We start from the raw sequence: 24,248 nt of genomic DNA on the forward strand, positions 1-24,248 counted from the left end.
AAGATGGCTGAGATCCGGGTGCCGACGCTGGGCGAGAGCGTTACCGAAGCAACGATCGGGCAGTGGTTCAAAAAGGTGGGCGACACGGTTGCCGCCGACGAACCGCTGGTTGAGCTCGAAACCGACAAGGTGACGATCGAAGTGCCGGCGCCGAGTGCCGGGGTGCTCGAATCGATTGCGGCCAATGCCGGCGACACGGTCAATGTCGGGGCGCTGATCGGTGCGATTGCCGCAGCGGGCGCTGCTGCAGCGGCGGCTCCGGTGGCGGCGGCAAAGCCGGCCGAGGCTTCTGCCCCGGCAGCGGTCGCAGAGGCGGTCAAGCCGGTGAGCAATGGTGGTGGCGGTGTGCCCCCGGCTCCATCGGCGCAAAAGCTGATGGCCGAGAATGGCATTGCCGAGGGCGAGCTCAATGGTTCGGGCAAGCGCGGCCAGGTGCTGAAGGAAGATGTGCTGGCGGCGATCATCAAGCCGGCACTGGCGACGGCGATGCCGTCAGCGATGACCGGTTCGGCGGCAGCGCCGATCCCGGTCAAGGTCGAGGCGCCTAAGGCCGAAGCTCCGAAGCCTGCTCCTGCACCAGCTCCGGTCGCAGCAGCACCAGCTCCGGCTCCTGTACCCGCCATGCCGCGCGGTCCGGTCAATGCAGCGGACGATGGCCGCGAAGAGCGGGTGAAGATGACACGGCTGCGCCAGACCATCGCGCGCCGGCTGAAGGACGCGCAGAACACGGCGGCGATGCTGACCACCTTCAACGAGGTGGACATGAAGCCGGTGATGGACTTGCGGACGTCCTACAAGGACCTGTTCGAGAAAAAGCACGGCGTGAAGCTTGGCTTCATGGGCTTTTTCACCAAGGCCGTGACACACGCGCTCAAGGAAATCCCGTCGGTAAATGCCGAGATCGATGGCGATGACCTCGTCTACAAGAACTACGCCCATATGGGCATCGCCGTCGGCACCGAAAAGGGCCTCGTCGTGCCGGTCGTGCGCGACGCCGACCAGATGTCGATCGCCGAGATCGAGAAGGAAATCGGCCGGCTCGGCAAGCTTGCCCGTGACGGAGGCCTCTCGATGGCCGACATGCAGGGCGGTACCTTCACGATCACCAATGGCGGCGTCTATGGCTCGCTGATGTCGACGCCGATCCTCAATGCCCCGCAGTCGGGCATCCTCGGCATGCACAAGATCCAGGAGCGGCCGGTGGTGGTTGGCGGGCAGATTGTTATCCGCCCGATGATGTACCTGGCGCTGAGCTACGACCACCGCATCGTGGACGGCAAGGAAGCGGTGACGTTCCTCGTGCGCGTGAAGGAGAGCCTCGAGGCGCCGGAGCGGCTGGTGCTCGATCTCTAGTCGGGCGGCATCGCGATAGAATTCAAGGGCTCGCTTCGGCGGGCCCTTTGCTTTTGTGGGTGAGTAACGGCAACGGGCCCATCTTGCGATGGGCCCGTGTTGGTCGAGGTCCGTGCGCTCGGGGCGCGGGAGATGCTAGTGGATTACACCAGGAACAACCACCACGGCAGGCCGCCCTTGCTCTTTTCGGTGCCCTGCGATTCGTTGGAGCCGATCTGCTCGCAATAGCCGCCGGCACGCTTGTAGGCTTCCGGGGCGTCGGGGCCGCAGAGCTTGCTGATCGAGGTATCGACAGCGAAAGCCTGGGTGGCGACGAGCGGGGCGCCGGCGATGATGGTGGTGGCGAGTGCCAGTGCGATAATGGTCTTCATTTTTATGCCCTCATTTGATGGCCGGCCGGTTTTGGCCGGTGCTGTTTGGTGTTGCCTTGGCAACGGATGTCGCGCTTTTAGAGGGGGCGTTTTGAACGGCTTCCGAACCGCGTATTCAGAAAACGTTCAGCGAGCCATGCGTGATCGAGGAGGGGAAAAATGCACGACAAAGTTATGGTGGTGACGGGCGGCAGCCGAGGGATCGGGGCGGCGACATGCCTGCTGGCGGCTGAGCGCGGCTATGGCGTGGTGGTGAACTATGCCGGCAATGTTGCGGCGGCTGAGGCGGTGTGCGCGCGGATCCACCACATGGGCGGCGAGGCGGTGGCGGTGCGCGGGGATGTGAGCCTCGCGGAGGATGTTGAGCACATCTTCCGGGCCGCCGACCGGATGGGGCGCCTTGCGGCGCTGGTGAACAATGCTGGGATCATTGCTCCCGCTGGCCGGGTCGACGCGATGACGGCGGACTCGATTGCCAAGGTCCTGGCCGTCAATGTGACGGGCTCGATGCTCTGTGCGGGCGCAGCGATCCGGCGAATGTCGAGCAGGCATGGCGGACGGGGTGGCGGGATCGTCAACCTGTCGTCGGCTGCTGCGAAACTGGGCGCACCGGGGACTTCGGTCGATTATGCCGCGAGCAAGGGCGCGATCGACACCTTGACCGTTGGGCTGGCGCTGGAAGTGGCGGCCGAGGGGATCAGGGTCAACGGCGTCAGGCCGGGGATCATCGAGACGGAGTTTCATGCGGCCAGTGGCGACCCCGGCCGCGTCGAGAGGCTGGCGCCGAGCCTCCCCATGCAACGCGCCGGAACGGCGGAGGAAGTGGCGCTGGCGATCCTGTGGTTGCTTTCGGAAGAGGCGGCTTACGTCACCGGTACTACGGTGGCGGTGACCGGCGGGCGGGCGATTACACCCTGACCCAAGGAGTTGGCAGGCTGCGGCGTCTTATGGGCGTAACGGGGGACCGGCAGATGAAACTCTCAATGGCTGCACTAGCGGCGGTATTCGCGATGGGTTCGGTGGTGCAGGCGGAGGAGTGCCCGCTTGGGCGGGCGACCTACGCCCAACCGGGTGGCGTGTGGCAGGTGGTGGTGTCGCCTCGCCCAGAGGATGGGGCGAGCAACCAGTTTGCCGCGATCAGGCTGATCGGCCCTAAGGACTTTCCGCCCTATGAGGGCGGCTTGTTCGTGCCCAATGGGTTTGGCCAGCCGATGGCGAGCCTCGCACCGGCATGTGTGGAGGGTGGCGCGACCGAGTGCGTGGGCTATGACGATGTGATCTACGCGCTGATGCCCGGCGGGATCGAGGTGTTCCCCTATAGTTTTGAGCAGCCGATGATGGCGCCGCAGCAGATCTTGCTGCCCGGTTTCGCGGGCGGGGTGTGGTATTCGCCCTATCGCGAGGCGGCATTTGCGATCGAACCCGGGCTGCTGGACGTGTTCACGCTCGAGACGTGCCGGCCGGAGTGAACCGGGCAGGTTCTGGCAGCGTTGTGTTAGCGCAGAGTATTTTCAGGATTCCCAATGTCGATTGAATTGACGCTCCTCGTTTGGAGCACGGCGTTGTTTGGGCTTTATGTCGGCGCCCAGGCGACGCTGTACCGGATGCAGCATGGCGTTTTGCACGCCGCGACGGCGCGCGACAGTGAAGCCCCGCCGAACGTGATGACCGGGCGGGCGGAGCGGGCGCTGCGCAACCTGATCGAAACCTACGGTGTGTTCGTGGCACTGGCGGTGGCGATCGAAATCAGCGGCCGGTCCGATGCGCTGACCGTTTGGGGTGCGCAGCTCTACTTCTGGGCGCGGATTGTCTATCTGCCGCTCTACCTGTCTGGCGTACAGTTTGTCCGCAGCTTGGTCTGGTGCGTCTCGGCGCTTGGGCTGATGCTGATGTTTGTCGGCATACTGTTTTAGCCAATACGAGGACAAGCCATGTTGATTGCGCAGCTTTCGGACCCCCACGTGGTGCCCGAGGGCGAACTGTACCATGGGCTTGTCGACAGCAACGGGATGTTCCGGGCGGCGATCGCGCAGCTCAAGGCGCTGCGTCCGGCGCCGGATCTGGTGGTGATCAGCGGGGACCTGGTGGATGGCGGCACGGCGGAGGAATACCGGCTGGTGCGGCAGATGCTCGGGGCCATTGAGCAGCCGCTGCTGATCATTGCTGGCAATCACGACGAGCGCGAGGCGTTTCGGGCGGAGTTCGGCGATTGGCCGTTCGTCGCCAAGGCAGGTCCCCTGCACTTTGCGGCCGATGGATATGGTCCGGTGCGGATTGTCGGGCTCGATGTGACGGTGCCGGGATCGCATCACGGTGATTTCGACGCCGCTGCGGAGGCGTGGCTGGAGGCTGTGCTGGCCAGCGCGCCCGAGCGGCCGACCCTGATCGTGATGCACCAGCCGCTGTTCGAGAGCGGGATCGGGTTTCTGGACCCCTACCGGTGCTTTGGCGGAGAGCGGCTGGCGGCGATGGTGTCGCGCTATCGGGCGGTCGAGGCAGTGCTGTGCGGGCATGTGCACCGGCTGATGCAGGTTCGGTTTGGCGGGACGGTGGCGATGACCGCGCCAAGTACGGCGAGTGCGATTGCGCTCAAGCTGGAGCCGGGTGCGGCGCCGGCGTCGCTGCTGGAGCCGCCGGGGTTGCTGTTGCATCACTGGCGCGAGGCGCAGGGGCTGGTGACGCACCTGGTGCCGATCGGAAACTTTGGGCCGGAGATGGCTTTCTTCTGACAGGGCGATTTCCGCAGAATTCTCCTTGTGCCGGCGTCTCGGGGGTTTCATCCGAAAGGCGGGTGGTTTAACCCCTTGGGGAAGCTTATATCGGCAGTGCGGCGCCGCTCCCCTGGCGCCTTATCCAGCGGCTCGGAGAGATCATGGCGGACAGTTTCGACCTCACGGTAATCGGTTCGGGGCCGGGCGGTTATGTCGCCGCGATCCGCGCAGCGCAGCTCGGCATGAAGGTGGCGGTGGTCGAGAAGTGGCCGACCTTCGGGGGCACCTGCCTCAATATCGGGTGCATTCCATCGAAGGCGCTGCTGCATGCATCGGAGCTTTATGAAGAGGCCGGGCACCAGTTCAAGCAGTTCGGTATCGACGTGACGCCGAGCCTCAACCTCAGCCAGATGCTGGCGCACAAGGACGATACGGTGACGGCGAACGTCTCCGGCATCGAGTTTCTGTTCAAAAAGAACAAGATCACGACGTTCCGCGGCACTGGCTCGATTGCGGCGCCGGGCAAGGTGCTGGTGACGCCGGAGAGCGGGCTGGGCCAGACGATCGAGACCAAGAATATCATCATCGCCTCGGGCTCGGAGCCTTCTGGCCTGCCGGGGATCACTGTGGACGAGGACAAGGTGGTGAGCTCCACCGGGGCCCTGTCGTTCAAATCGGTACCGAAGCGGCTCCTGGTGATCGGCGGCGGGATTATCGGGCTGGAACTGGGCTCGGTGTGGGCGCGGCTTGGATCGAAGGTGACGGTGGTCGAGTTCCTCGACCGGATCCTCCCCGGGCTTGACAGCGAGGCGGCGCGGCAGATGCAGCGCATCCTCCAGAAGCAGGGCCTTGAGTTCAAGCTGGGGACCAAGGTGACGGCGGTTGAAAAGCGCGCTGACGGGTCGCTGAGCGCGCGGCTTGAGCCGGCGGCGGGCGGCGAAGCGGTGCTGGTCGAAGCCGACGCGGTGCTCGTGGCGGTGGGGCGGAAGCCCTATACGACCGGGCTGGGGCTCGAGGTGGCGGGCGTTGCCGTGGACGAGCGCGGCCGGGTGCGGATCGACCATGAGTTCAAGACCAACGTGCCGGGGATTTATGCCATTGGCGACGTGGTGGTGGGCCCGATGCTGGCGCACAAGGCGATGGACGAGGGCCATGCGGTGGCCGAGATCATCGCCGGGCAGAAGCCGCATGTGAACTACGCGACCATCCCCTCGGTGATGTACACCAGCCCGGAACTGGCCTGGATCGGCAAATCGGAAGATGAGCTGAAGTCAGCCGGCATCGAGTACAAGGCCGGGAAATTCCCGTTCACTGCCAATGGCCGGGCCAAGGCGATGCTGGCGACGCAGGGCTATGTGAAGATCCTCGCGGACGTCGCGACCGATCGCGTGCTGGGCGCGCAGATCATCGCCAAGGGCGCGGGCGAGATGCTGCACGAGATTGCGGTGCTGATGGAGTTCTCGGGCTCGGCCGAAGATCTCGGCCGCATCACCCATGCGCACCCGACGATGAGCGAAGCGGTGAAGGAAGCGGCGCTGATGTGTGGGGACGGCGCGATACACATTTAGGCCTCACGCGCCGTTTCGCTGCGGGGTGGCCTGTGGCCACTCCTCGCTGGCGCTCCGGCGGGGCGGCCGACGGCCGGCTCGCTTCGCTCGGGGGAGTTGTCATCGCTCGAAACGCGTTGAGGAGGAACGTTGCCGTTCCTCCTGACTTAGCGGCTCGGGAGGAACGTTGCCGTTCCTCCCTTCGGCAGAACCGATGAGGGGTCGGTTCCATGCATCCGCACAATTGTTCTACGAGGCAGCTTTAGCAGCGGATCAGCCGGTCAGGGCTCGACTTCCTGGTCGGCGATCTTGGGCTTGCCCTTGCGGGCGAAGAGATAGACGCCGCCGAGGACCAGCACGGTGCCGATGGCGTGGTAGATGGTGAAGGCCTCACCCAGAACGGCGATGGCGAGGGTCACCGTGACGATGGGGGAGACATTGCCGATGATGGCGGTGCGTTCAGGCCCGATCAACCCGATGGCGGCCGAGATGCAGTAGGCCGGGAGCACCGTGGAAATGGTGCCGATGGCCAGCATCAGCAGGAAGCCATTGCCGGTGACCGCGAGATCGCCAAAGGGGTGGGTGACGAGGAAGTGCACGATCACCGCCGGGCCGGCGGCGCTCATTGCCAGTGAGGTGAAGAGCTGCGGGCCGAGCTTGTCGATGAGCGGCTTGGCGAGGATCTGGTAGGTCGCGTAGAAAATCGAGGCGGCAAAGACCAGCGAGGCGCCGATGAGCACGCCGTCGCCTTCGACACCCAGATCGTGCCAGAAGATGATGGCGATGCCGACATAGCTGACGACAAGAGCTGCGACCATCGGGACGGTGATGCGGCGCTTGAAGAAGATGGCGCCGAACAGCACCACGAAGAACGGATAGGTCAGAAGGATCAGCCGGTCGAACTGGGCGGAGATATATTCGAGCGCGGCGAAATCGAGAAAGCTCGAGAGGTAGTAGCCGATGAGGCCGACGCCGAAGACCTGCAGCAGCGTGGTGCGATCGAGTACCGGCGGGGCACCGGCGGCGCGCTGGCTCAGCTTCTTGCGATAACCGATGATACCGACGGTGACGAAGATCGGCACGGCGACGATCATGCGCCAGGTGAGCGTGGTGACGGTATCGATGCCCTCGTGTAGCGCCAGCTTGATGACGATACCCTTGGTGGCAAAGAAGGCGGCGCCGAGGAGCGCGAGCGCAACGCCGGCCCAGGCATAGGTGCGGGCAGCGGGGAGGGAAGAGGAGGGAGCGGTGGTCATTCTGGCGGGTCCGGTTCTGGCCCTGCCATCAGATCACCGGTTACCCGCGCCTGATGGCGGGGCCGGTGAAGCATCGAGGGTCAATAGCCGCGAGCGTCCCGGTCCCCGGAGGGGCCAAGAGTAGTTTTGCAAATAATTAGGATGCAAGCGGTCATGAGCGGATAGGTACGACGCGCCTGACGCGCTGTAAAGAGCGTCAAGGTGTGAACAGTGCGTTCGCCGCGTTCAGGCTCGCGGGTGGGCGGCGCGGTAGCTTTCGAGCAGGCGGTCGGTATCGACGGCGGTGTAGATCTGGGTGGTGGAGAGCGAGGCGTGGCCGAGCAGTTCCTGGATGGCGCGGAGGTCGCCGCCACGGCCGAGAAGGTGGGTGGCGAACGAATGGCGTAGCGCATGAGGGGTGGCGGATGGCGGAAGGCCGAGGGCGCCGCGTAACTGGGCGACGCGCAACTGGATGATGCGGGGGGAGAGCGGGCCGCCTTTGGCGCCACGGAACAGCGGTTCGTCGGCGCCGAGCTTGAAGGGGGCGGCTTCGAGGTAGGTGGCGATGGATTGGCGCACCGGCGCGATCAGCGGCACTAGGCGCGTCTTGCCGCCCTTGCCGGTGACCCGGAGCGTCTCGGCTTCGAGGTCGGCGCGGGTGATGGCGAGGGCTTCGGAGATACGCAGCCCCGCGCCGTAGCAAAGGGAGAGCACCGCCATGTCGCGAGCTGCAATCCAGGGCGTTTCCTCGAGCTCGCTGACGGCAGTGATGGTTGCCTTGGCTTCGAGCACCGTGAGGGCCTTGGGCAGGGAGCGGGAGACCTTCGGGGTGCGCACGGTGTTGAGCGCCTCGGTGGTGAGGACACCCTCGCGCTCGAGGAAGCCGAAGAAACTCTTCAGCGAGGACAGCGCGCGGGCGAGCGAGCGGGAGCCGAGATCGTCGCTGCGGCGCGCCGCAAGGAAGGCGCGGATATCGGCGGGGCGGAGATCGCGGAGAGTGGCCTCGGTGACCAGCCCGCCGGTGTGACGCGACAGGAAGGCGATGAACTGGCCGAGGTCGCGCAGGTAGGCTTCGAGCGTTTTGGGCGCGAGCCGGCGCACAGCGCCGAGGTCACGCTGCCAGGCAGAGATGTGCGACTGGGTTGTCGGATCGGTGAGAAGCGCGGTCATGGGGGGATGCTACCGCGCCGCTGTTAACAAAACGCAGAGGTTATGACTGATGCCACGTTGCTTGCACATGATTGATACTTGCTCGGTTTGCGGCCTCCGGGACCGTGCCTGGAGCAATAGCCGAAAAGATGGGTCGCAAAACGATACTTCTGGTCGTTGGCTGTCATAAATTTACCGTGCATTAAGTATAAGTAATAAAAGTATCGAGCAGTGATGTTGCTGATTGCATGGGGGTTAAAGTGAATTTTAGGAGCACGTTGTGGGCCGCTGCCATTGTGATGGCGAGTGCGCCGAGCATCTGGGCAGCAGATGCCATCGAACCGCTGGTGATCGAGGACGCTCCGGCGCGTTCCGATTCGGCGTTTTCCATCTACACCGCTATCGGTCTGGTGAAGATCGAATCCAACGAGATTGTCTATCTGGGCGCAGGCAGCGACAGCGTGCTGAGCCGCCTGATCTGGCAGAGCACCGCGCCGATGCTGACCGCCGGTTTCGATGTCGCCATGCCCAAGGGCTGGACGCTGTCGGGCAAGGCACAGGTCGGCATGAGTGGCGACAGCTACATGGAAGACTATGACTGGATCGACGCGCCGTGGTTCCAGGGCTATGGCGCCGACGACTGGACCGACCGCTCGCAGCACGACGACACCAATCTCGACTGGTATTTCAACGGCAGCGTCGCGCTCGGCTATGACGTGATCAAGGACGATACGGCGACGTTGAACGTCAATGCAGGCTTCAAGTATGTGGATGTGCAGTGGGCGGCCAAGGGCGGCACCTACGTCTACAGCGACTCGGGGTTTCGTGACGACGTCGGCTCGTTCCCGGATGGGGAGCCGGGGATCACCTTCCGCCAGAAGTTCCCGGCGGCGTTCCTCGGGCTCGACGGCGAGATCAAGCAGGACCAGTGGACGTTCGGAGGATCACTTCAGGCCGGGCTGACGTTCGGGGCCAGCGATATCGACAACCACTGGATGCGCGACCTGGTGTTCGATGACACCCTTGGTTCTGCGCCGATGGTGGCGCTCGAAGCCAATGCGGGCTATGCGCTCGACGAGAAGACCAGCCTGTTCGTGACGGGCACATACGACAAGATTTTCACCGGACGCGGCGACACGACGGCAACCGATACGGTCACTGACGATAGTGACACAGAGCTTGATGTCGCTGGTGGTGACTTCGGTGCTGCGAGCATTTCCGTCGGCATCAAGGGTTCGTTCTGAGCCGCCACGTTGCGTCTGCCACATGTGCATGCCGCCTTCCGGAAGGGAGGCGGCGTTTTTGTATCTTTTGACTCGCTGGCGGCAATTGAGCGCACAAGGGCGTGAGCGGACTTCTGTTTTGGGGCGGCGCGGACTAAGAGCGTTTCATGCACCGTTTGCTGGGACTTTTGACGATCTGGATCGCGCTGGTAGGCCTTGCGGCACCCAGTCTGGCGGCTGGGTGTGGTGTGGGCCCGGCTCAGTCGGTGATGCAGACGGCTGTCGGGGCGAGCGACGATCTGCGCTTGCCGTCGCCCTGCGAAGTGCTGGGTGGCAAGCGGGTGCTTCCGGCGGAGGCCGGGATGGTGGCGGCGCGGCGATTCGAGTTGCCCAAGGCAACCGATGCGCAATGGGCTCTGGGCCTGATGGACCAGCCGATGCGCTATGGGGCGGTGCCGGGCACCGAGCTGCGGCCGCCGCGGCTCGGCTGAGGTTCAGCGTTCATGCAACCCAGACCCCTTTGCGGCCGTTGAGCCGCCAAACGAGATTTATATCCATGACTGAAATGATGATTAGCCGCCGGCACCTGTTGTCCGGATCGGCGAGCCTTGCCACGCTGGCCTTGGCCGGATGTGCGGTATCCGGCCAGCGGCTTGAGGCCGAGACGCCCCGTATCCCGGCAGATGTTCTCGCCACCTATGCGGCGCTGCCCAATGAACAGTTTCCGGTGCCGGCGGCCCGGATCGACCTGGTGGAGCCGCAGTTCTGGCGGCAGGTCGTTCCCGATCGGACGGGCGAACGGCCGGGTACGGTGGTGGTGGATACGGCGAGCCGGTTCCTCTACCTCGTTCGCGATGATGGGCAAGCCATCCGATATGGTGTGGGCATCGGGCGCGACGGCTTTGCGTGGTCGGGGCGCGCCAGCATTGCCTACAAGAAAGAATGGCCGACCTGGACGCCGCCGTCCGAAATGATCGACCGGCAGCCGGAGCTCGAGCCCTATCGCAACGGCATGCCGCCGGGGATCGGCAATCCGCTGGGAGCGCGGGCGCTCTATATCTTCAAGGACGGCAAGGACACGCTGTACCGGCTGCACGGCAACCCCGATGAGCGCTCGATCGGCAAGGCGGTATCGTCGGGCTGCGTGCGCTTGCTCAATCAGGATGTGATCGACCTCTACGAGCGGGTGCCGGCGGGGACGCCGATCGTGGTGATGTAGGGGGCGCTCCTCGCGTTGCTTGGATCGGGCAACGCGGAACGTTGCTCCTGTGGTCTTGTGGTTATTGCCGATGGACCCCCACCCCCTCCCCTCAAGGGGGAGGGGGGAAGAAAGGGGGGATTTGTTTTCGTGTCGGTGGGGCGGTCGCAGAATCAGGTTGCGCTTACTACATTGTCCGTGAACAAAGCGGGTACCATGGGCGATCTGGCGGGCGAGCTTCCTGATATTGTGGCGGTGATGGTGAGTGTGTCGGTCGATGGGCCGTACACCTATCGCGTGCCCTTTGGCATGACGGTGCAGCGCGGTTCGATCGTCTCGGTGCCGCTGGTGGGGCGGTTGACGCTGGGGGTGGTGTGGGGCCTCCCCAAGGACAATTTCGCGCATAACCGGCTCAAGGATATCGCCCAGGTTTACGATGTGCCGGCGCTCTCGGAAGAGCTGCTGAAGACGGTCGACTGGGTGAGCCGCTATACGCTGGCGCCGCCGGGGCTGGTGCTACGCTCGGTGCTGCGGTCGACCGAGGCGCTGGAGCCCGAGCGGCCGCTGACGGCGTTCCGGAAGACCGCGCATGAGCCGACAAAGCTGACGCCGGCGCGCGAGCGGGTACTGGATGTGCTGATGGATGGCGGCGCCTGGGCCAAGGCGGCGCTCATCGGGGCGGCAGGGGTTTCAGCTTCGGTGATCGAGGGGCTGGAGAAGGTGGGTGCGATCGAGCGGATCGAGATGGCGCCGCCGCCGATCGTTCTGCCACCGGACCCGGAGGCCGCGCCGCCAGTGTTGAGCCCGGAACAGGGGCGGGCGCTTGAGGCGATCCGGGCGCTGGATGTCACCAGTTACGGCGTGGCACTGCTCGATGGGGTTACGGGCGGCGGCAAGACCGAGGTGTTTTTCGAGGCGGTGGCCGATACGCTGAGGGCCGGGCGGCAGGCGCTGATCCTGTTGCCGGAAATCGCGCTGACCAACACGTTTTTGACGCGCTTTGCCAAGCGCTTCGGCACCAAGCCCGGCGAGTGGCATTCGGATATGACGCCGGCGCAGCGGGCGCGGACCTGGCGCGGCGTGCTGAATGGTGAGGTGCGGGTGGTGCTGGGGGCGCGTTCGGCGCTGTTTTTGCCGTTCCGGGAACTGGGGCTGATCGTCCTCGACGAGGAGCATGACGGGGCGTTCAAGCAGTATGAGGGGGTGAACTATCACGCCCGCGACATGGCAGTGGTGCGGGCGCGGTTTGCCGAGGCGCGGGTCATCCTCAGTTCGGCGACGCCATCGGTTGAGAGCCGCAACAATGCCAACCTCGGCCGCTATGCGCATGTGCTGCTCGAAGCGCGGTTTGCCGAGGCGGCGATGCCGGATATTTCGGCGATCGATATGCGCGAGGAGCCACCAGAGAAGGGGCAGTGGATCGCGCCACGACTGGCGCGCGAGGTGTTTGCGACGCTCGACCGAGGGGAACAGGCGCTGCTGTTTTTGAACCGGCGGGGCTATGCGCCACTGACGCTGTGCAAGGCGTGCGGGCACCAGTATCAGTGTCCCGATTGCTCGGCCTGGCTGGTGGAGCACCGGTTTCGCGGCGTCTTGATGTGCCACCATTGCGGGCATGAGCAGAAGACACCGACGAGTTGCGGCGCCTGTGGGGCGGTCGAATCGCTGACGGCGGTGGGTCCGGGAATCGAGCGGGTGGCGGAGGAGGCGGTGGCGCGGTTTCCGGGCGCACGGACGGTGATCCTCTCGTCCGACATGGGTTCGAACAGCCAGCTCAAGGACCGGTTCACCGAGATCGAGCGGGGGGAATATGACCTCGTGATCGGCACGCAACTGGTGGCCAAGGGGCATCATTTTGAAAAGCTCACCCTGGTGGGGGTGCTCGATGCGGACCTGGGGCTCGACCGAGGCGACCCGCGGGCGGCGGAGCGGACGTTCCAGATCCTGACGCAGGTGACGGGGCGGGCGGGGCGGGCGAGCCGGACCGGCAAGGCGTTCCTCCAGACCTATCATCCGACGCATCCGGTGATGCAGGCGATGATCAAGGGCGATCGCGAGGCTTTCTACAGGCACGAGTTGCTGGCGCGGGAGGCGGGCCAATTGCCGCCGTTCGGACGGCTGGCGGCGCTGATCGTTTCGGCCAATGAGCATGACCCGGCCTTCGCCTATGCCAAGGCGATCCTTGCGGCGGCGCCGATGGCGGAGGGGTTGCGGCTGTTCGGGCCGGCGGACGCGCCGATCTCGATGGTGCGCGGCCGGCACCGGGTGCGGCTCCTGGCACAATCAGGCAAGGATTTTGACCTCTCGGGCTATGTACGGTTCTGGCTGGAACAGGCGCCGAAGGCGACGGGGAATTTGAGGGTGCAGGTGGATATCGACCCGCAGAGTTTCCTCTAGGGATTGAGGGTTCTACTGATCCGTGGGGTTACGGATTGTGAGGCTGGCCCCGCAGGTTCCAGATGTCCCCGTTCTGGCAAGGGGGAATTCCATGACAACTCTGATCGAAGACAGCGCGCCTTTTATCATGTGGGGGACGCTCATCGTTTTCAATGTTGGGATCATCAAGTTGCTGCAGGTGACGCTGCGCGATGCGGATCTCAATACTGCCCTCAAGGAGAAATCCCCTCAGGGACCGCCTACTACAACGACGGTGACCACCAACGTGACCCAGGACGGGGCGCCGGTGGGGGAAAAGACGCTACAGACCGAAGAGACGACCGAGGCGCAGCCGGCCAGCGAAGATTCGAGCTACAGCCGGATCGCCGGGATGATTGGCGCTGTCGTGATGGCGGTGTTCCTGTGGGCGCTGGGCAACATCATCCTCTACAAGTGCTTTGGTGATGTCGGCCAGGTTGGTGACATCATGCAGCATGTCGGCAGTTTCTTTCTCGCCGGGGCGGCGCTGTTTGCGCCCTATGCGGCGAACAAGCTGACGTCCGCCTTCAAGCAGAACTGAGCCGCAAAAAGCAGATCCTGAGCAGCGAAGACCACCTGCACCGGCCGGGAGAATTGTCCCTCGGCTGGTGCATTGGTGCGTGTGCGACAAATCTGCCCTTAAAGACTCAGTCTGCCTGCCTTGCGTTGCGGCAAGAACGCATGTTAGAGGGGGCGCGAATTCCGGGGACTGGTGGTCCATCGGGGGATAATCATGAGCTCGAGCAACCATCCGGGGAACGCCTGTTCCGGGTTCTGGGTTGCGAAGTATGAGGGTTGAGGGGCATTGGCAGCGCAGGATTCAGTGCTAACCCAGATCGCGCGCCCTTATGCGGCAGCGTTGTTTGACATTGCGGCGGCCGACAAGTCCGTCGAAGCGGTGGAATCGGGCCTTGTGGCCATTTCCGCCCTCAGCAGTGAAAGCGCCGATTTTTCGCGCTTCCTGCGCTCCCCGGTAATTAATGCCGAACAGAAGGCTACCGCGATCGATGCGATCCTGGTTGAGGCCAAGGCGCATCCGACTGTGGCCAATCTGGTCAAGGTCGTGGCGCGTAACGGCCGGCTGTTTGCGCTGCCCGCCATCATTGCCGCCTTCCGCGCCATGGCAGCGGCAGCGCGCGGTGAAGTCAGTGCTGAAGTCACTTCGGCCGTGCCGTTGACCAAAGCCCAGCTCGCGACGCTTGCCGCGACGCTGAAGGCCAAGATCGGCAAGGCCGTTACTCTCGAAGAACACGTCGATGCGTCGCTGATCGGTGGCCTTGTGGTCAAGGTCGGCAGCCAGATGATCGACAGCTCACTCAAAACCAAGCTCACGGCGATGAAGATCGCGATGAAAGAGGTCGGATAATGGACATCAAAGCCGCGGAAATTTCTGCGATCCTCAAGGACCAGATCAAGAATTTCGGTCAGGAAGCCGAAGTTTCCGAAGTCGGCCAGGTGCTTTCCGTCGGTGACGGTATTGCCCGCGTCTACGGCCTCGACAACGTGCAGGCCGGTGAGCTCGTCGAGTTCCCGGGCGGTATCAAGGGCATGGCGCTCAACCTCGAAACCGACAATGTCGGCGTGGTTATCTTCGGCGCCGACCGCGGCATCAAGGAAGGCGACACCGTCAAGCGTACCGGTTCGATCGTGGACACCCCGGTGGGCAAGGAACTGCTCGGCCGCGTGGTTGACGCGCTCGGTAACCCGATCGACGGCAAGGGCCCGCTCAAGGCCAAGGAACGCCGCCGCGTCGACGTGAAGGCGCCGGGCATTCTGCCGCGCAAGTCCGTGCACGAGCCGATGTCGACCGGCATCAAGGCGATCGATGCGCTGATCCCGATCGGCCGCGGCCAGCGCGAGCTGATCATTGGCGACCGTCAGACCGGCAAGACCGCCGTTATTCTCGACACCTTCCTCAACCAGAAGCCGGCGCATGCCGCCAACGCTTCCGAGACCGACAAGCTCTATTGCATCTACGTCGCCGTCGGCCAGAAGCGCTCGACCGTGGCGCAGTTCGTCAAGGTGCTCGAAGATGCCGGCGCGATGGAGTACTCCATCGTTATCGCCGCTACCGCTTCGGACCCGGCGCCGATGCAGTTCCTCGCGCCGATGACCGGTGCGGCGATCGGCGAGTATTTCCGCGACAACGGCATGCACGCCGTGATCGCCTATGACGATCTGACCAAGCAGGCCGTTGCGTATCGCCAGATGTCGCTGCTGCTGCGCCGTCCGCCGGGCCGCGAAGCCTATCCGGGCGACGTGTTCTATCTCCACTCGCGTCTGCTGGAACGCGCTGCCAAGCTGAACGAAGACCACGGTCTTGGTTCGCTCACCGCGCTCCCCGTGATCGAGACGCAGGCCAACGACGTGTCGGCCTATATTCCGACCAACGTGATTTCGATCACCGACGGCCAGATCTTCCTTGAAACCAATCTGTTCTTCCAGGGTATCCGCCCGGCGGTGAACGTCGGTATCTCGGTGTCCCGCGTGGGTGGTAACGCCCAGATCAAGGCGATGAAGCAGGTTGCCGGCTCGCTGAAGGGCGAACTTTCGCAGTATCGCGAAATGGCGGCCTTCGCCCAGTTCGGTTCGGATCTCGATGCGGCAACGCAGCGTCTGCTGAACCGCGGTGCGCGCCTGACTGAACTGCTCAAGCAGCCGCAGTTTTCGCCGCTGAAGCCGGAAGAAGAAGTGGCGGTGATCTTTGCCGGTGGGCAGGGCTATCTCGACGATCTGCCGGTGAACAAGGTTGGTGCGTTCGAAGCGGGCCTGCTCGGCGCGCTGCGCAGCAAGAATGCTGACGTGCTGTCGGCGATCGCCAAGGAAAAGGCGCTCTCCGACGACCTGCGCGGCAAGCTCAAAGCGGCGATCGAAGCGTTCAAGAAGACGTTCTCGTAACACCTTCCCGTTGACGCGTGACCCGACGAGGGTCGCGCAACAGGAGTAAGACGGCCCGATGGCTTCGCTAAAGGACCTCAAAAACCGGATCGCCTCGGTCAAATCGACCCAGAAGATCACCAAGGCCATGCAGATGGTGGCGGCTGCAAAGCTGCGCCGGGCGCAGGAAGCCGCAGAGCAGGCGCGTCCCTATGCCGAGCGCATGGGAAACGTGCTGGCTGCGCTGGGCAGTGCCTATGCCGGTCGCGCCGATGCGCCGGCATTGCTGGCCGGCAATGGCAAGGACCAGGTGCATCTGCTGGTCGTTGCGACCGGTGAGCGTGGGCTTGCCGGCGGCTTCAATTCGTCGATTGCGCGTCTGGCGCGTGACACGGCGCTTAAGCTGCTGGGTGAAGGCAAGACGGTCAAGATCCTGACCGTGGGCCGCAAGGGCAACGATATCCTGAAGCGCACCATGGGTGACAAGATCGTCGAGGCGATTTCGTTCCGTGACGTGCGGACGCTGGGCTATACCAATGCGGCAAGCGTCGGCGAGAAGCTCCTGGCGATGTATGCAGCGGGTGAATTCGACGTCGCGACGCTGTTTTACTCGCGCTTCAAGTCGGTGATCTCGCAGATCCCGACGGCGCAGCAGCTGATCCCGGCGAAGTTCGATGCGCCGACAACCGGTGCTGACGCGCCGAACTACGAGTATGAGCCGGACGAAGAGGCGATTCTCGCCGATTTGCTGCCGCGCAATATCTCGGTGCAGGTGTTCCGGGCGCTGCTTGAGAACAATGCATCGTTCTTTGGCGCGCAGATGAGCGCCATGGACAACGCGACGCGCAATGCCGGTGACATGATCAAGAAGCTGACGCTCGTCTATAACCGCCAGCGTCAGGCGCAGATCACCAAAGAACTGATCGAAATCATTTCGGGCGCGGAAGCGCTCTAGCAGGAACGAGGTAGAACATGGCCCGCGCAGCAACTGCAGCCAAAGCCCCGGTGGAAGCCAAGACCCCGGCCCGGAAACCCGCAGCCGCCAAGGCTGCTGCAACGACCAAGGCCGCCGTCGCCGGCAAGGCGATGGGCCGCGTTTCGCAGGTCATCGGCGCCGTGGTGGACGTCACCTTCGAGGGTGATCTGCCCGCGATCCTGAACGCGCTGGAAGTCGACAATAACGGCAACCGGCTGGTTCTCGAAGTGGCGCAGCACCTGGGCGAAAATGCCGTGCGCACCATTGCCATGGACACGACCGAAGGTCTGGTCCGCGGCGCTGCCGTGACCGACACGGGCGAATCGATCTCGGTGCCGGTGGGCGACGAGACGCTGGGCCGTATCATGAACGTCATCGGCGAGCCCGTTGACGAAGCCGGCCCGATCAAGACGGCTAGCAAGCGCGGTATCCACCAGGAAGCCCCGAGCTTTACCGAGCAGTCCTCGGAAGCCCAGATTCTCGTCACCGGCATCAAGGTGGTGGATCTGATTGCGCCCTACGCACGTGGCGGCAAGATTGGTCTGTTCGGTGGCGCCGGTGTGGGCAAGACGGTGCTGATCCAGGAACTGATCAACAACGTCGCCAAGGCCCACGGTGGTTACTCGGTGTTCGCCGGTGTTGGCGAGCGCACTCGTGAAGGCAACGACCTTTACCACGAAATGATCGAATCGGGCGTGAACAAGGACCCGCATGAGAACAACGGCTCGACCGCCGGTTCGAAGTGCGCCCTGGTGTTCGGCCAGATGAACGAGCCGCCGGGTGCCCGTGCCCGCGTGGCGCTCTCGGGCCTGACCGTTGCCGAGCACTTCCGCGACCAGGGTCAGGACGTGCTGTTCTTCGTCGACAACATCTTCCGGTTTACGCAGGCTGGTGCCGAGATGTCGGCGCTGCTCGGCCGTATTCCTTCCGCCGTGGGTTACCAGCCGACGCTCGCCACCGACATGGGCGCGCTGCAGGAACGCATCACCACGACCAACAAGGGCTCGATCACTTCGGTGCAGGCGATTTACGTGCCCGCCGACGACTTGACCGACCCGGCGCCGGCGACTTCGTTCGCGCACCTTGACTCGACGACGACGCTGAACCGCGCCATCTCGGAAAAGGGCATCTACCCGGCAGTGGACCCGCTCGACTCCTCGTCGCGCATGCTTTCGGCCAACATCGTTGGCGAAGAGCACTACAACACGGCCCGCGAAGTGCAGCAGATCCTGCAGCGGTACAAGGCGCTCCAGGACATCATCGCGATCCTGGGCATGGACGAGCTTTCCGAAGAGGACAAGCTGACCGTGGCCCGCGCCCGCAAGATCGAGCGCTTCATGAGCCAGCCGTTCCACGTGGCTGAGGCCTTCACCGGCACTCCGGGCATCTTCGTGGCGCTCGAGGACACCATCAAGGGCTTTGCCGGCCTGGTCGCTGGTCAGTATGACCATCTGCCCGAGGCAGCGTTCTACATGGTTGGTACCATCGAGGACGCCGTCAAGAAGGCCCAGAAACTCGCTGCCCAGGCAGCCTGATCGGGTTGACGTCAATCGGGTTCGCCACGTGGCGGACCCTACTCCGTAAAAGGCAGGGCCATGGCTGAAGGCACAAAACTCGAAATCGTCTCGCCCGAGCGTCTGTTGCTCTCGGAGACCGTGAAGTCGGTGACCGTGCCGGGCGCCGATGGCTATTTCACGGTGCTGGGCGACCATGCGCCGCTGATGACGACACTGAAGGCCGGGTTCGTGACCGTGGTCGACACCGCCGGGATCAGCCATGTCTACTATGTGCGTGGCGGGTTTGCGGATGTGTCGCCTGAGGGCCTGACCATTCTCGCTGAAGAGGCCAAGCCGATCGCCGAGTTCGATCGTGCGCATATCGAGGCATTGATCGCTGCGGGGCTCACCGCCCAGCAGGCCGCATCGACCGCCGATGACGAGCAGCGCCTGCAGGCCGAGATCGATGGCTGGCGTAACCTGCTGCTGGATGCGTCGGTCGGGACTGCGACTGCGCACTAAACCTTACGCACCATAGCGTTTTTAAACGGGCGTCCTCAGGGGCGCCCGTTTTGCTTTTGGGGTGCTCCCGGATTTTCTCTACTGAGAGAAGCAATTCACCGAAGCTTAAGGCGTTCCGCGTAATTCTCGGAATGGGAATGCAGTTACCGAAGATTCAAAAGTGCGACAGCGCGGACGGCTGTTGTCATTGAGGAACTGCTTGTGAGGTCATCGCTAGTGACTACCCCCTGTGCAACATGCGGAGCACTTTCCGCATTGCCACCCACTGCGCCGCTGCTCAAACCCTAAATCGTGGACCATAAAATTGAAAATCCGTAGCCGAATTCTCGTTATTGTTGCCGTACTTGGCCTCGTGGTCGCCACTGTTGGCGGCATTGCTGTGTACCTGTCGGTGTCATTTACCCAGCGGGTCGAGCAGCTCAATAACGCCTCGACTCGCGCCTTTAATGGCGAACATCTCAATCGGCTGGTCACGGCAGTCGTGATGGACTCGCGCGGAATCTACGCAGCCGCCACCCCGGAAAAGGCGAAGCCATACGCAGAAGGCATCGTCAAGTCGCTCGATGACATCGATGCGCACCTGACGGCGTGGCGGACGCTGCTGCCCGAGGCCGATCTCCCCGCGTTTGACAACATGGTGGCGCGTGCCGCCGAGTTCCGCACCTTCCGTGCCGAGACCGCGCGGCTGGGTCTGATCGATCCCGCGCAGGCAAACGCACAGGGCAATACGGACGAAAATCGCGCCAACCGCAAAGCCTACCAGGGCGAAATCGACGGTGTGGTGCAGGCTGACCAGGCCCGCTTCGATGCCCTGAGTGCTGACCTCAAGGCGTTCCAGGCCGGTGTGCTGCCGCTGATCCTTGGCACCACGCTGATTGGTCTTCTGGCTGGCGTTGCTACGGCGCTCTATGTGGCGACGCGCTATGTGACGCGGCCGCTGAGCAACGTGACCGGCATCATGGGCCGGCTGGCCGAGGGCGATCTCACGGTTGAGGTGCCCTACGCTGGCGAGAAGAACGAAATCGGGCAGATGGCTGCCGCGGTGCAGGTGTTCAAGGACAATGCCATCCGTGTCGCCGAAATGAACGAGGACGAGCGCACCCGGCATGAAAAGGCCGCCCAGCGCGCCAAGATGATGGAGACGTTCCAGAACGCCTTTGATGGCGTGGTGGCGGCGACGCTGCAGGGCGACTTCTCCAAGCGTATCGACGAACGCTTCAATGATGCCGACATCGACCGGATCTCGACGAACTTCAACGCCTTGATGGAAACCGTGGCGAGCGGGCTAGCTGAAGCTGGTGACGTGCTGGCAGCGCTGGCAGAAGCCGACCTTACGCACCGTATGCGCGGCAATTACGAGGGCGAGTTTGCCCGGTTGCGCGACAACACCAATACGGTCGCCGAAAAGCTCTCCGATATCGTTGGGCAGCTGAAGAAAACCTCGATGGACCTGAAGACCGCGACGGGCGAAATCCTGTCGGGCGCCAACGATCTGAGCGAGCGGACGACCAAGCAGGCCGCAACGATTGAAGAGACATCGGCGACGATGGAACAGCTGGCGGCAACAGTGCTGGCGAACGCAGAGCGTGCGGCTGGTGCCTCACGCAATGCCGGTGCGGTGACGGAAGCTGCCGAAGAAGGTGGCGCAGTGATGCTGCGCGCCAATGACGCGATGGGCCGGATCACCGAATCCTCGTCGAAGATCTCCAACATTATCGGGCTGATCGATGACATCGCCTTCCAGACCAATCTCCTGGCGCTGAACGCCTCGGTGGAAGCGGCGCGGGCTGGCGATGCCGGCAAGGGTTTTGCGGTGGTTGCCGTGGAAGTGCGGCGCCTGGCGCAGAGCGCCGCGGCCGCTTCGGCAGAAGTCAAAGTGCTGATCGAACAGTCGGCGCAGGAAGTGGGCAGCGGTTCGAAGCTCGTGGCGGAAGCCGCGAGCAAGCTTGAAGCGATGCTGCAGGCCGTGCGTGGCAACCGTGAGTTGCTCGAGGGCATCGCCCGCGACAGCCGTGAACAGGCCGCTTCGATCGAAGAGGTCAACACGGCGGTCCGGCAGATGGACGAGATGACCCAGCACAATGCAGCCCTCGTGGAAGAAACCAACGCGGCGATCGAGCAGACCGAGAGCCAGGCGGTCGATCTCGACCGGATCGTTGCGGTGTTTACCGTCGACGGTCACGCGCGCGCGCCGATGCGTGCTCCCGAAGTGCAGGTGGCCGAGCGGGCTCCGGCTGGCGCCCGGGGCTTGCAGCAGAAGGTCAAGCAGGCGGCAAAGGCCTATCTCAGCCACGGCAACGCGGCAGTCAAATCGGATGACTGGGCGGAGTTCTGAACTCCGCCCCAACCAAGACCTCCCGCAGAACGCGGGATGGAACTGAGGAGAAGTAAGAAGTGAATCGTAAGTTCGTGATGCTGGCCGCGACGCTTGTTGCGGCTATCGGGGTGGCTCTGCCGAGTTTTGCCCAGGATGACTACACCGCGCCGCTGACGGAACTCGCCAATGGCAAGCTACGTGAAATTGCCCAGAACCCTGCCCTGATCAGCGCCATCGTCGCCCAGAACCAGCAGACCGCCGGGTACGATGCTGCCAAGATCGACGAACTCGACAAGCAGTGGCGTGCCGAGGTTGATGCGGCCGACAAGCCGCTGATCAACGCAACGCTGGCCAACGAGGCTTCGCAGTTCCTTGCCAAGGCGCAGGCGGACAGCGCCGGCCTGTTCACCGAAATCTTCGCGACGGACGCGGTTGGCCTCAACGTCGCCCAGTCCTCGGTGACGTCGGACTATTGGCAGGGTGACGAAGACAAGTTCACCAAGAGCTTCGGTGCTGGCGCTGCCGGCGTGTTCCTCGGTGAAGTCGAACAGGACGAGAGCACGCAGACGTTCCAGAGCCAGGTGAGCATCACCATCACCGACCCTGCCAGCGGCCAGCCGATCGGCTCGATCACGGCAGGCGTCGATCTTTCCAAGCTCTGACGCCTAACGAGACAGAACGCGATTGCGGGAGCGCCTGACGGCGCTCCCAACTCTCCGGATCGGCGCGTCAAGGGACGCAGGAGCGCCCCGCGCGGTTCGGAAACAGACAAGAAGGTTCTAGAGAATGGCATTTCGCCCCAAGCTGGCCTCGGCAATCCTGATCCCGACCGCAGTCACCCTGATGGCGGTGGTGGCCCTGACGATGCTGCTCTCCTCGATGAGCAGCATTCGCAGTGTGGAGACCACGATCGCGGATCAACAGAATGAGTTGATCAACGTGCTGGGCCTCCAATATGCGGGCAGCATCAAGTTCGGCAAGACCGATGCCATCAACACGGACCTCGGCAAGTATCAGGTGGACCCGACATTCGGGCTTGCCGGGGCCAATGTGCTCGATGCGCAGGGCAAATCGATCCTCGCCTTTGGTGCGGACACGAGTGTCTCGGACACAGCGGCGGCAGTTGCTGCGGAAGCGCAAGCCAGTGGTTCGCGGGTGTCGAGGGTTGAGGGGAATATCCACTATGCGGCGGTTCCTGCGATCTTCGGCAAGGATGCGGCGACTGTCGGCGCCTTCGGGATGGCATGGGACCTCAGCATCCACCGCGGCGAGATCATCGCCGTGCAATTGCAGAATGGCCTGATCGGTCTCGGTATTGCGGCAGTGGCGCTGGTTGGCCTCGCTGTGCTGTTGCTGGGTTATGTGACGCGGCCGATGACGCGGCTGACGCGCACGGCCACTGAACTGGCGGCCGGCAATCTCGATGCCGCGGTTGACATGGGCAAGCGCAGGGATGAGCTGGGCGACCTTGCGAACGCGATTGAAGTGTTCCGGGCCAATTCGCTGAAAGTGCGGAACATGACGGAGGCGGATGCGCTTCGGCTGGTGGCGGATGAAGAGCGCCGCCGCGTCATGATGCGGGAACTGCAGCAGGCTTTTGGCGATGTCGTCGGATCGGCCGTTGCCGGCGACTTTTCCGCCCGCGTGAACGCCAGCTTCGCCGACGCCGAGCTCAATGGACTGGCGGGGACGGTCAATACGTTGCTGGAGACCATCGACCGGTCGGTGACGGAGACTGAAACCGTACTCGCCGCGCTCGCGCGAGCGGACCTCACGCATCGGATGGAGGGTGAGTACCAGGGGGCGTTCGCGCGCCTCAAGGACAACACCAATACGGTGGCGGAAAAGCTGTCGGATATTGTCGGTCAGCTCAAGAAGACCTCGACCGATCTGAAGACGGCGACGGGAGAAATCCTGTCTGGCGCCAACGATCTCAGCGAGCGGACGACCAAGCAGGCGGCAACGATCGAAGAGACGTCGGCGACGATGGAACAGCTGGCGGCAACGGTGCTCGCCAATGCCGAGCGGGCGTCTGGGGCGTCGCGCAATGCCGGTGCGGTGACCGCGGCTGCGGAAGAGGGCGGGGCGGTGATGCTGCGCGCCAATGATGCGATGGGGCGGATCACCGAGTCGTCGTCGAAGATTTCCAACATCATCGGGCTAATCGATGACATTGCCTTCCAGACTAACCTGTTGGCGCTGAACGCCTCGGTGGAAGCGGCGCGGGCAGGGGACGCGGGCAAGGGCTTTGCGGTGGTGGCGGTGGAAGTGCGGCGCCTGGCGCAGAGTGCTGCAGCGGCATCGGCGGAAGTCAAAGTGCTGATCGAGAAATCGGCGCAGGAAGTGGGCAGCGGCTCGAAGCTCGTGGCGGAAGCGGCGAGCAAGCTCGACGCCATGCTGCAGGCGGTGCGCGGCAACCGCGAACTGCTGGAGGGCATTGCCCGGGACAGCCGCGAGCAGGCGGGCTCGATCGAGGAGGTCAATACTGCCGTTCGGCAGATGGACGAGATGACCCAGCACAATGCGGCGCTGGTGGAGGAGACCAATGCGGCGATCGAGCAGACCGAGGGCCAGGCCGTCGAGCTCGACCGGATCGTCGCGGTGTTTACCGTCGATAGCCGTACGGCCCCTGCAGAGGCAAGACGCTCAGGTGCAGTTGCTGATGCCAACGGAATCAAAGGGTTGCAGCAAAAGGTCAAGCAGGCGGCAAAAAGTTACCTGTCACGTGGGAATACTGCTGTGAAATCCGAAGATTGGGCGGAGTTTTAGTCAAAAGTCCGCCAGAATACAGGCGTGGTTAACCATTGCTCTCTATGTTGAAAACTATTGGTCCACCCAGAAGGGCGGACCCGCCGGAT

The 24,248-nt window shown here is 63.6% G+C and carries 22 protein-coding genes; 19 read left to right on the plus strand and 3 right to left on the minus strand.

From position 1 onward, the window contains the following. Positions 1-3 precede the first annotated feature (3 nt). Positions 4-1,353 (plus strand): 2-oxoglutarate dehydrogenase complex dihydrolipoyllysine-residue succinyltransferase, encoded by a 1,350-nt coding sequence (gene odhB / locus ACO06J_RS17885; RefSeq protein WP_421762067.1) that lies wholly within the window; start codon positions 4-6, stop codon positions 1,351-1,353. A gap of 143 nt (positions 1,354-1,496) precedes the next feature. Here the strand turns inward: odhB and ACO06J_RS17890 are convergent, their stop codons facing one another. Continuing rightward, positions 1,497-1,724, minus strand: coding sequence for a hypothetical protein (locus ACO06J_RS17890; RefSeq protein ID WP_421762068.1), 228 nt, complete (start codon positions 1,722-1,724; stop codon positions 1,497-1,499). A 159-nt stretch (positions 1,725-1,883) separates the two neighbouring features. On the opposite strand from ACO06J_RS17890, the gene ACO06J_RS17895 reads away from it, so the two are divergent. The 5 genes from ACO06J_RS17895 to lpdA all read left to right on the plus strand — a co-directional run bounded on the left by ACO06J_RS17895 (position 1,884) and on the right by lpdA (position 6,003). Further along, positions 1,884-2,642 (plus strand): SDR family oxidoreductase, encoded by a 759-nt coding sequence (locus ACO06J_RS17895; RefSeq protein WP_421762069.1) that lies wholly within the window; start codon positions 1,884-1,886, stop codon positions 2,640-2,642. Between the two features lie 65 nt (positions 2,643-2,707). Next, entirely contained in the window at positions 2,708-3,193 is a 486-nt protein-coding gene (locus ACO06J_RS17900; protein WP_421762070.1) for a hypothetical protein, read from the plus strand. 54 nt (positions 3,194-3,247) lie between these two features. Further along, positions 3,248-3,637: an MAPEG family protein gene (locus ACO06J_RS17905; protein ID WP_421762071.1), complete on the plus strand. Its 390-nt coding sequence runs from the start codon at positions 3,248-3,250 to the stop codon at positions 3,635-3,637. Positions 3,638-3,655: 18 nt separating this feature from the next. Further along, positions 3,656-4,453: a phosphodiesterase gene (locus tag ACO06J_RS17910; protein ID WP_421762072.1), complete on the plus strand. Its 798-nt coding sequence runs from the start codon at positions 3,656-3,658 to the stop codon at positions 4,451-4,453. A 143-nt stretch (positions 4,454-4,596) separates the two neighbouring features. After that, positions 4,597-6,003: a dihydrolipoyl dehydrogenase gene (gene lpdA / locus ACO06J_RS17915; protein WP_421762073.1), complete on the plus strand. Its 1,407-nt coding sequence runs from the start codon at positions 4,597-4,599 to the stop codon at positions 6,001-6,003. A gap of 260 nt (positions 6,004-6,263) precedes the next feature. On the opposite strand, the gene ACO06J_RS17920 is transcribed toward lpdA, so the two are convergent. Together ACO06J_RS17920 and ACO06J_RS17925 are read right to left on the minus strand one after the other, a co-directional pair. Beyond that, entirely contained in the window at positions 6,264-7,238 is a 975-nt protein-coding gene (locus ACO06J_RS17920; protein ID WP_421762074.1) for a DMT family transporter, read from the minus strand. Between the two features lie 225 nt (positions 7,239-7,463). Next, positions 7,464-8,387, minus strand: a complete 924-nt coding sequence (locus ACO06J_RS17925; RefSeq protein WP_421762075.1) for a tyrosine recombinase XerC — start codon at positions 8,385-8,387, stop codon at positions 7,464-7,466. Between the two features lie 239 nt (positions 8,388-8,626). On the opposite strand from ACO06J_RS17925, the gene ACO06J_RS17930 reads away from it, so the two are divergent. The 13 genes from ACO06J_RS17930 (at position 8,627) to ACO06J_RS17990 (ending at position 24,159) form a co-directional block, all read left to right on the plus strand. Next, positions 8,627-9,610: an omptin family outer membrane protease gene (locus ACO06J_RS17930; RefSeq protein WP_421762076.1), complete on the plus strand. Its 984-nt coding sequence runs from the start codon at positions 8,627-8,629 to the stop codon at positions 9,608-9,610. 146 nt (positions 9,611-9,756) lie between these two features. Next, on the plus strand, positions 9,757-10,080 hold the full coding sequence (locus ACO06J_RS17935) for a hypothetical protein (protein ID WP_421762077.1): 324 nt from the start codon (positions 9,757-9,759) through the stop codon (positions 10,078-10,080). 65 nt (positions 10,081-10,145) lie between these two features. Beyond that, a complete protein-coding gene (locus ACO06J_RS17940; protein ID WP_421762078.1) occupies positions 10,146-10,808 on the plus strand; it encodes a L,D-transpeptidase in 663 nt (220 codons plus the stop codon). Positions 10,809-11,003: 195 nt separating this feature from the next. Beyond that, the gene (locus tag ACO06J_RS17945) at positions 11,004-13,184 is read left to right on the plus strand and encodes a primosomal protein N' (RefSeq protein WP_421762079.1); all 2,181 of its coding nucleotides are present in this window, start codon (positions 11,004-11,006) and stop codon (positions 13,182-13,184) included. Between the two features lie 91 nt (positions 13,185-13,275). Continuing rightward, positions 13,276-13,743 (plus strand): hypothetical protein, encoded by a 468-nt coding sequence (locus tag ACO06J_RS17950; RefSeq protein WP_421762080.1) that lies wholly within the window; start codon positions 13,276-13,278, stop codon positions 13,741-13,743. Between the two features lie 264 nt (positions 13,744-14,007). Beyond that, a complete protein-coding gene (locus ACO06J_RS17955) occupies positions 14,008-14,568 on the plus strand; it encodes a F0F1 ATP synthase subunit delta (RefSeq protein WP_421762081.1) in 561 nt (186 codons plus the stop codon). After that, positions 14,568-16,100 (plus strand): F0F1 ATP synthase subunit alpha, encoded by a 1,533-nt coding sequence (atpA, locus tag ACO06J_RS17960; RefSeq protein WP_421762082.1) that lies wholly within the window; start codon positions 14,568-14,570, stop codon positions 16,098-16,100. Before ACO06J_RS17955 ends, atpA begins: the two co-directional genes overlap by 1 nt. Positions 16,101-16,158: 58 nt before the next feature. Then, positions 16,159-17,034, plus strand: a complete 876-nt coding sequence (locus tag ACO06J_RS17965; RefSeq protein WP_421762083.1) for a F0F1 ATP synthase subunit gamma — start codon at positions 16,159-16,161, stop codon at positions 17,032-17,034. 17 nt (positions 17,035-17,051) lie between these two features. Further along, the gene (atpD, locus tag ACO06J_RS17970) at positions 17,052-18,590 is read left to right on the plus strand and encodes a F0F1 ATP synthase subunit beta (protein ID WP_421762084.1); all 1,539 of its coding nucleotides are present in this window, start codon (positions 17,052-17,054) and stop codon (positions 18,588-18,590) included. A gap of 60 nt (positions 18,591-18,650) precedes the next feature. Beyond that, the gene (locus tag ACO06J_RS17975) at positions 18,651-19,073 is read left to right on the plus strand and encodes a F0F1 ATP synthase subunit epsilon (protein WP_421762085.1); all 423 of its coding nucleotides are present in this window, start codon (positions 18,651-18,653) and stop codon (positions 19,071-19,073) included. Between the two features lie 304 nt (positions 19,074-19,377). Next, the gene (locus tag ACO06J_RS17980) at positions 19,378-21,408 is read left to right on the plus strand and encodes a methyl-accepting chemotaxis protein (RefSeq protein ID WP_421762086.1); all 2,031 of its coding nucleotides are present in this window, start codon (positions 19,378-19,380) and stop codon (positions 21,406-21,408) included. A 59-nt stretch (positions 21,409-21,467) separates the two neighbouring features. Further along, the gene (locus ACO06J_RS17985; RefSeq protein WP_421762087.1) at positions 21,468-22,052 is read left to right on the plus strand and encodes a hypothetical protein; all 585 of its coding nucleotides are present in this window, start codon (positions 21,468-21,470) and stop codon (positions 22,050-22,052) included. Positions 22,053-22,176: 124 nt separating this feature from the next. Continuing rightward, positions 22,177-24,159 carry a methyl-accepting chemotaxis protein gene (locus tag ACO06J_RS17990; RefSeq protein ID WP_421762088.1) on the plus strand — a complete coding sequence of 661 codons (1,983 nt, stop codon included), beginning with the start codon at positions 22,177-22,179 and terminating at the stop codon, positions 24,157-24,159. The last annotated feature ends 89 nt before the right edge of the window (positions 24,160-24,248 follow it).

It is taken from the genome of Devosia sp. (assembly GCF_965229025.1).
Lineage (GTDB): Bacteria > Pseudomonadota > Alphaproteobacteria > Rhizobiales > Devosiaceae > Devosia_A.

Bases quoted from the DNA above. Each gene is read 5' to 3' on its own strand.
- ACO06J_RS17945 (WP_421762079.1), top strand. From the start codon at position 11,004: ATGGGCGATCTGGCGGGCGAGCTTCCTGATATTGTGGCGGTGATGGTG.
- ACO06J_RS17990 (WP_421762088.1), top strand. From the start codon at position 22,177: ATGGCATTTCGCCCCAAGCTGGCCTCGGCAATCCTGATCCCGACCGCA.
- ACO06J_RS17905 (WP_421762071.1), top strand. From the start codon at position 3,248: ATGTCGATTGAATTGACGCTCCTCGTTTGGAGCACGGCGTTGTTTGGG.
- ACO06J_RS17925 (WP_421762075.1), bottom strand. From the start codon at position 8,387: ATGACCGCGCTTCTCACCGATCCGACAACCCAGTCGCACATCTCTGCC.
- atpD (WP_421762084.1), top strand. From the start codon at position 17,052: ATGGCCCGCGCAGCAACTGCAGCCAAAGCCCCGGTGGAAGCCAAGACC.
- ACO06J_RS17895 (WP_421762069.1), top strand. From the start codon at position 1,884: ATGCACGACAAAGTTATGGTGGTGACGGGCGGCAGCCGAGGGATCGGG.
- lpdA (WP_421762073.1), top strand. From the start codon at position 4,597: ATGGCGGACAGTTTCGACCTCACGGTAATCGGTTCGGGGCCGGGCGGT.
- ACO06J_RS17920 (WP_421762074.1), bottom strand. From the start codon at position 7,238: ATGACCACCGCTCCCTCCTCTTCCCTCCCCGCTGCCCGCACCTATGCC.
- ACO06J_RS17965 (WP_421762083.1), top strand. From the start codon at position 16,159: ATGGCTTCGCTAAAGGACCTCAAAAACCGGATCGCCTCGGTCAAATCG.
- ACO06J_RS17950 (WP_421762080.1), top strand. From the start codon at position 13,276: ATGACAACTCTGATCGAAGACAGCGCGCCTTTTATCATGTGGGGGACG.
- ACO06J_RS17975 (WP_421762085.1), top strand. From the start codon at position 18,651: ATGGCTGAAGGCACAAAACTCGAAATCGTCTCGCCCGAGCGTCTGTTG.
- ACO06J_RS17935 (WP_421762077.1), top strand. From the start codon at position 9,757: ATGCACCGTTTGCTGGGACTTTTGACGATCTGGATCGCGCTGGTAGGC.
- atpA (WP_421762082.1), top strand. From the start codon at position 14,568: ATGGACATCAAAGCCGCGGAAATTTCTGCGATCCTCAAGGACCAGATC.
- ACO06J_RS17940 (WP_421762078.1), top strand. From the start codon at position 10,146: ATGACTGAAATGATGATTAGCCGCCGGCACCTGTTGTCCGGATCGGCG.
- ACO06J_RS17900 (WP_421762070.1), top strand. From the start codon at position 2,708: ATGGCTGCACTAGCGGCGGTATTCGCGATGGGTTCGGTGGTGCAGGCG.
- odhB (WP_421762067.1), top strand. From the start codon at position 4: ATGGCTGAGATCCGGGTGCCGACGCTGGGCGAGAGCGTTACCGAAGCA.
- ACO06J_RS17910 (WP_421762072.1), top strand. From the start codon at position 3,656: ATGTTGATTGCGCAGCTTTCGGACCCCCACGTGGTGCCCGAGGGCGAA.
- ACO06J_RS17890 (WP_421762068.1), bottom strand. From the start codon at position 1,724: ATGAAGACCATTATCGCACTGGCACTCGCCACCACCATCATCGCCGGC.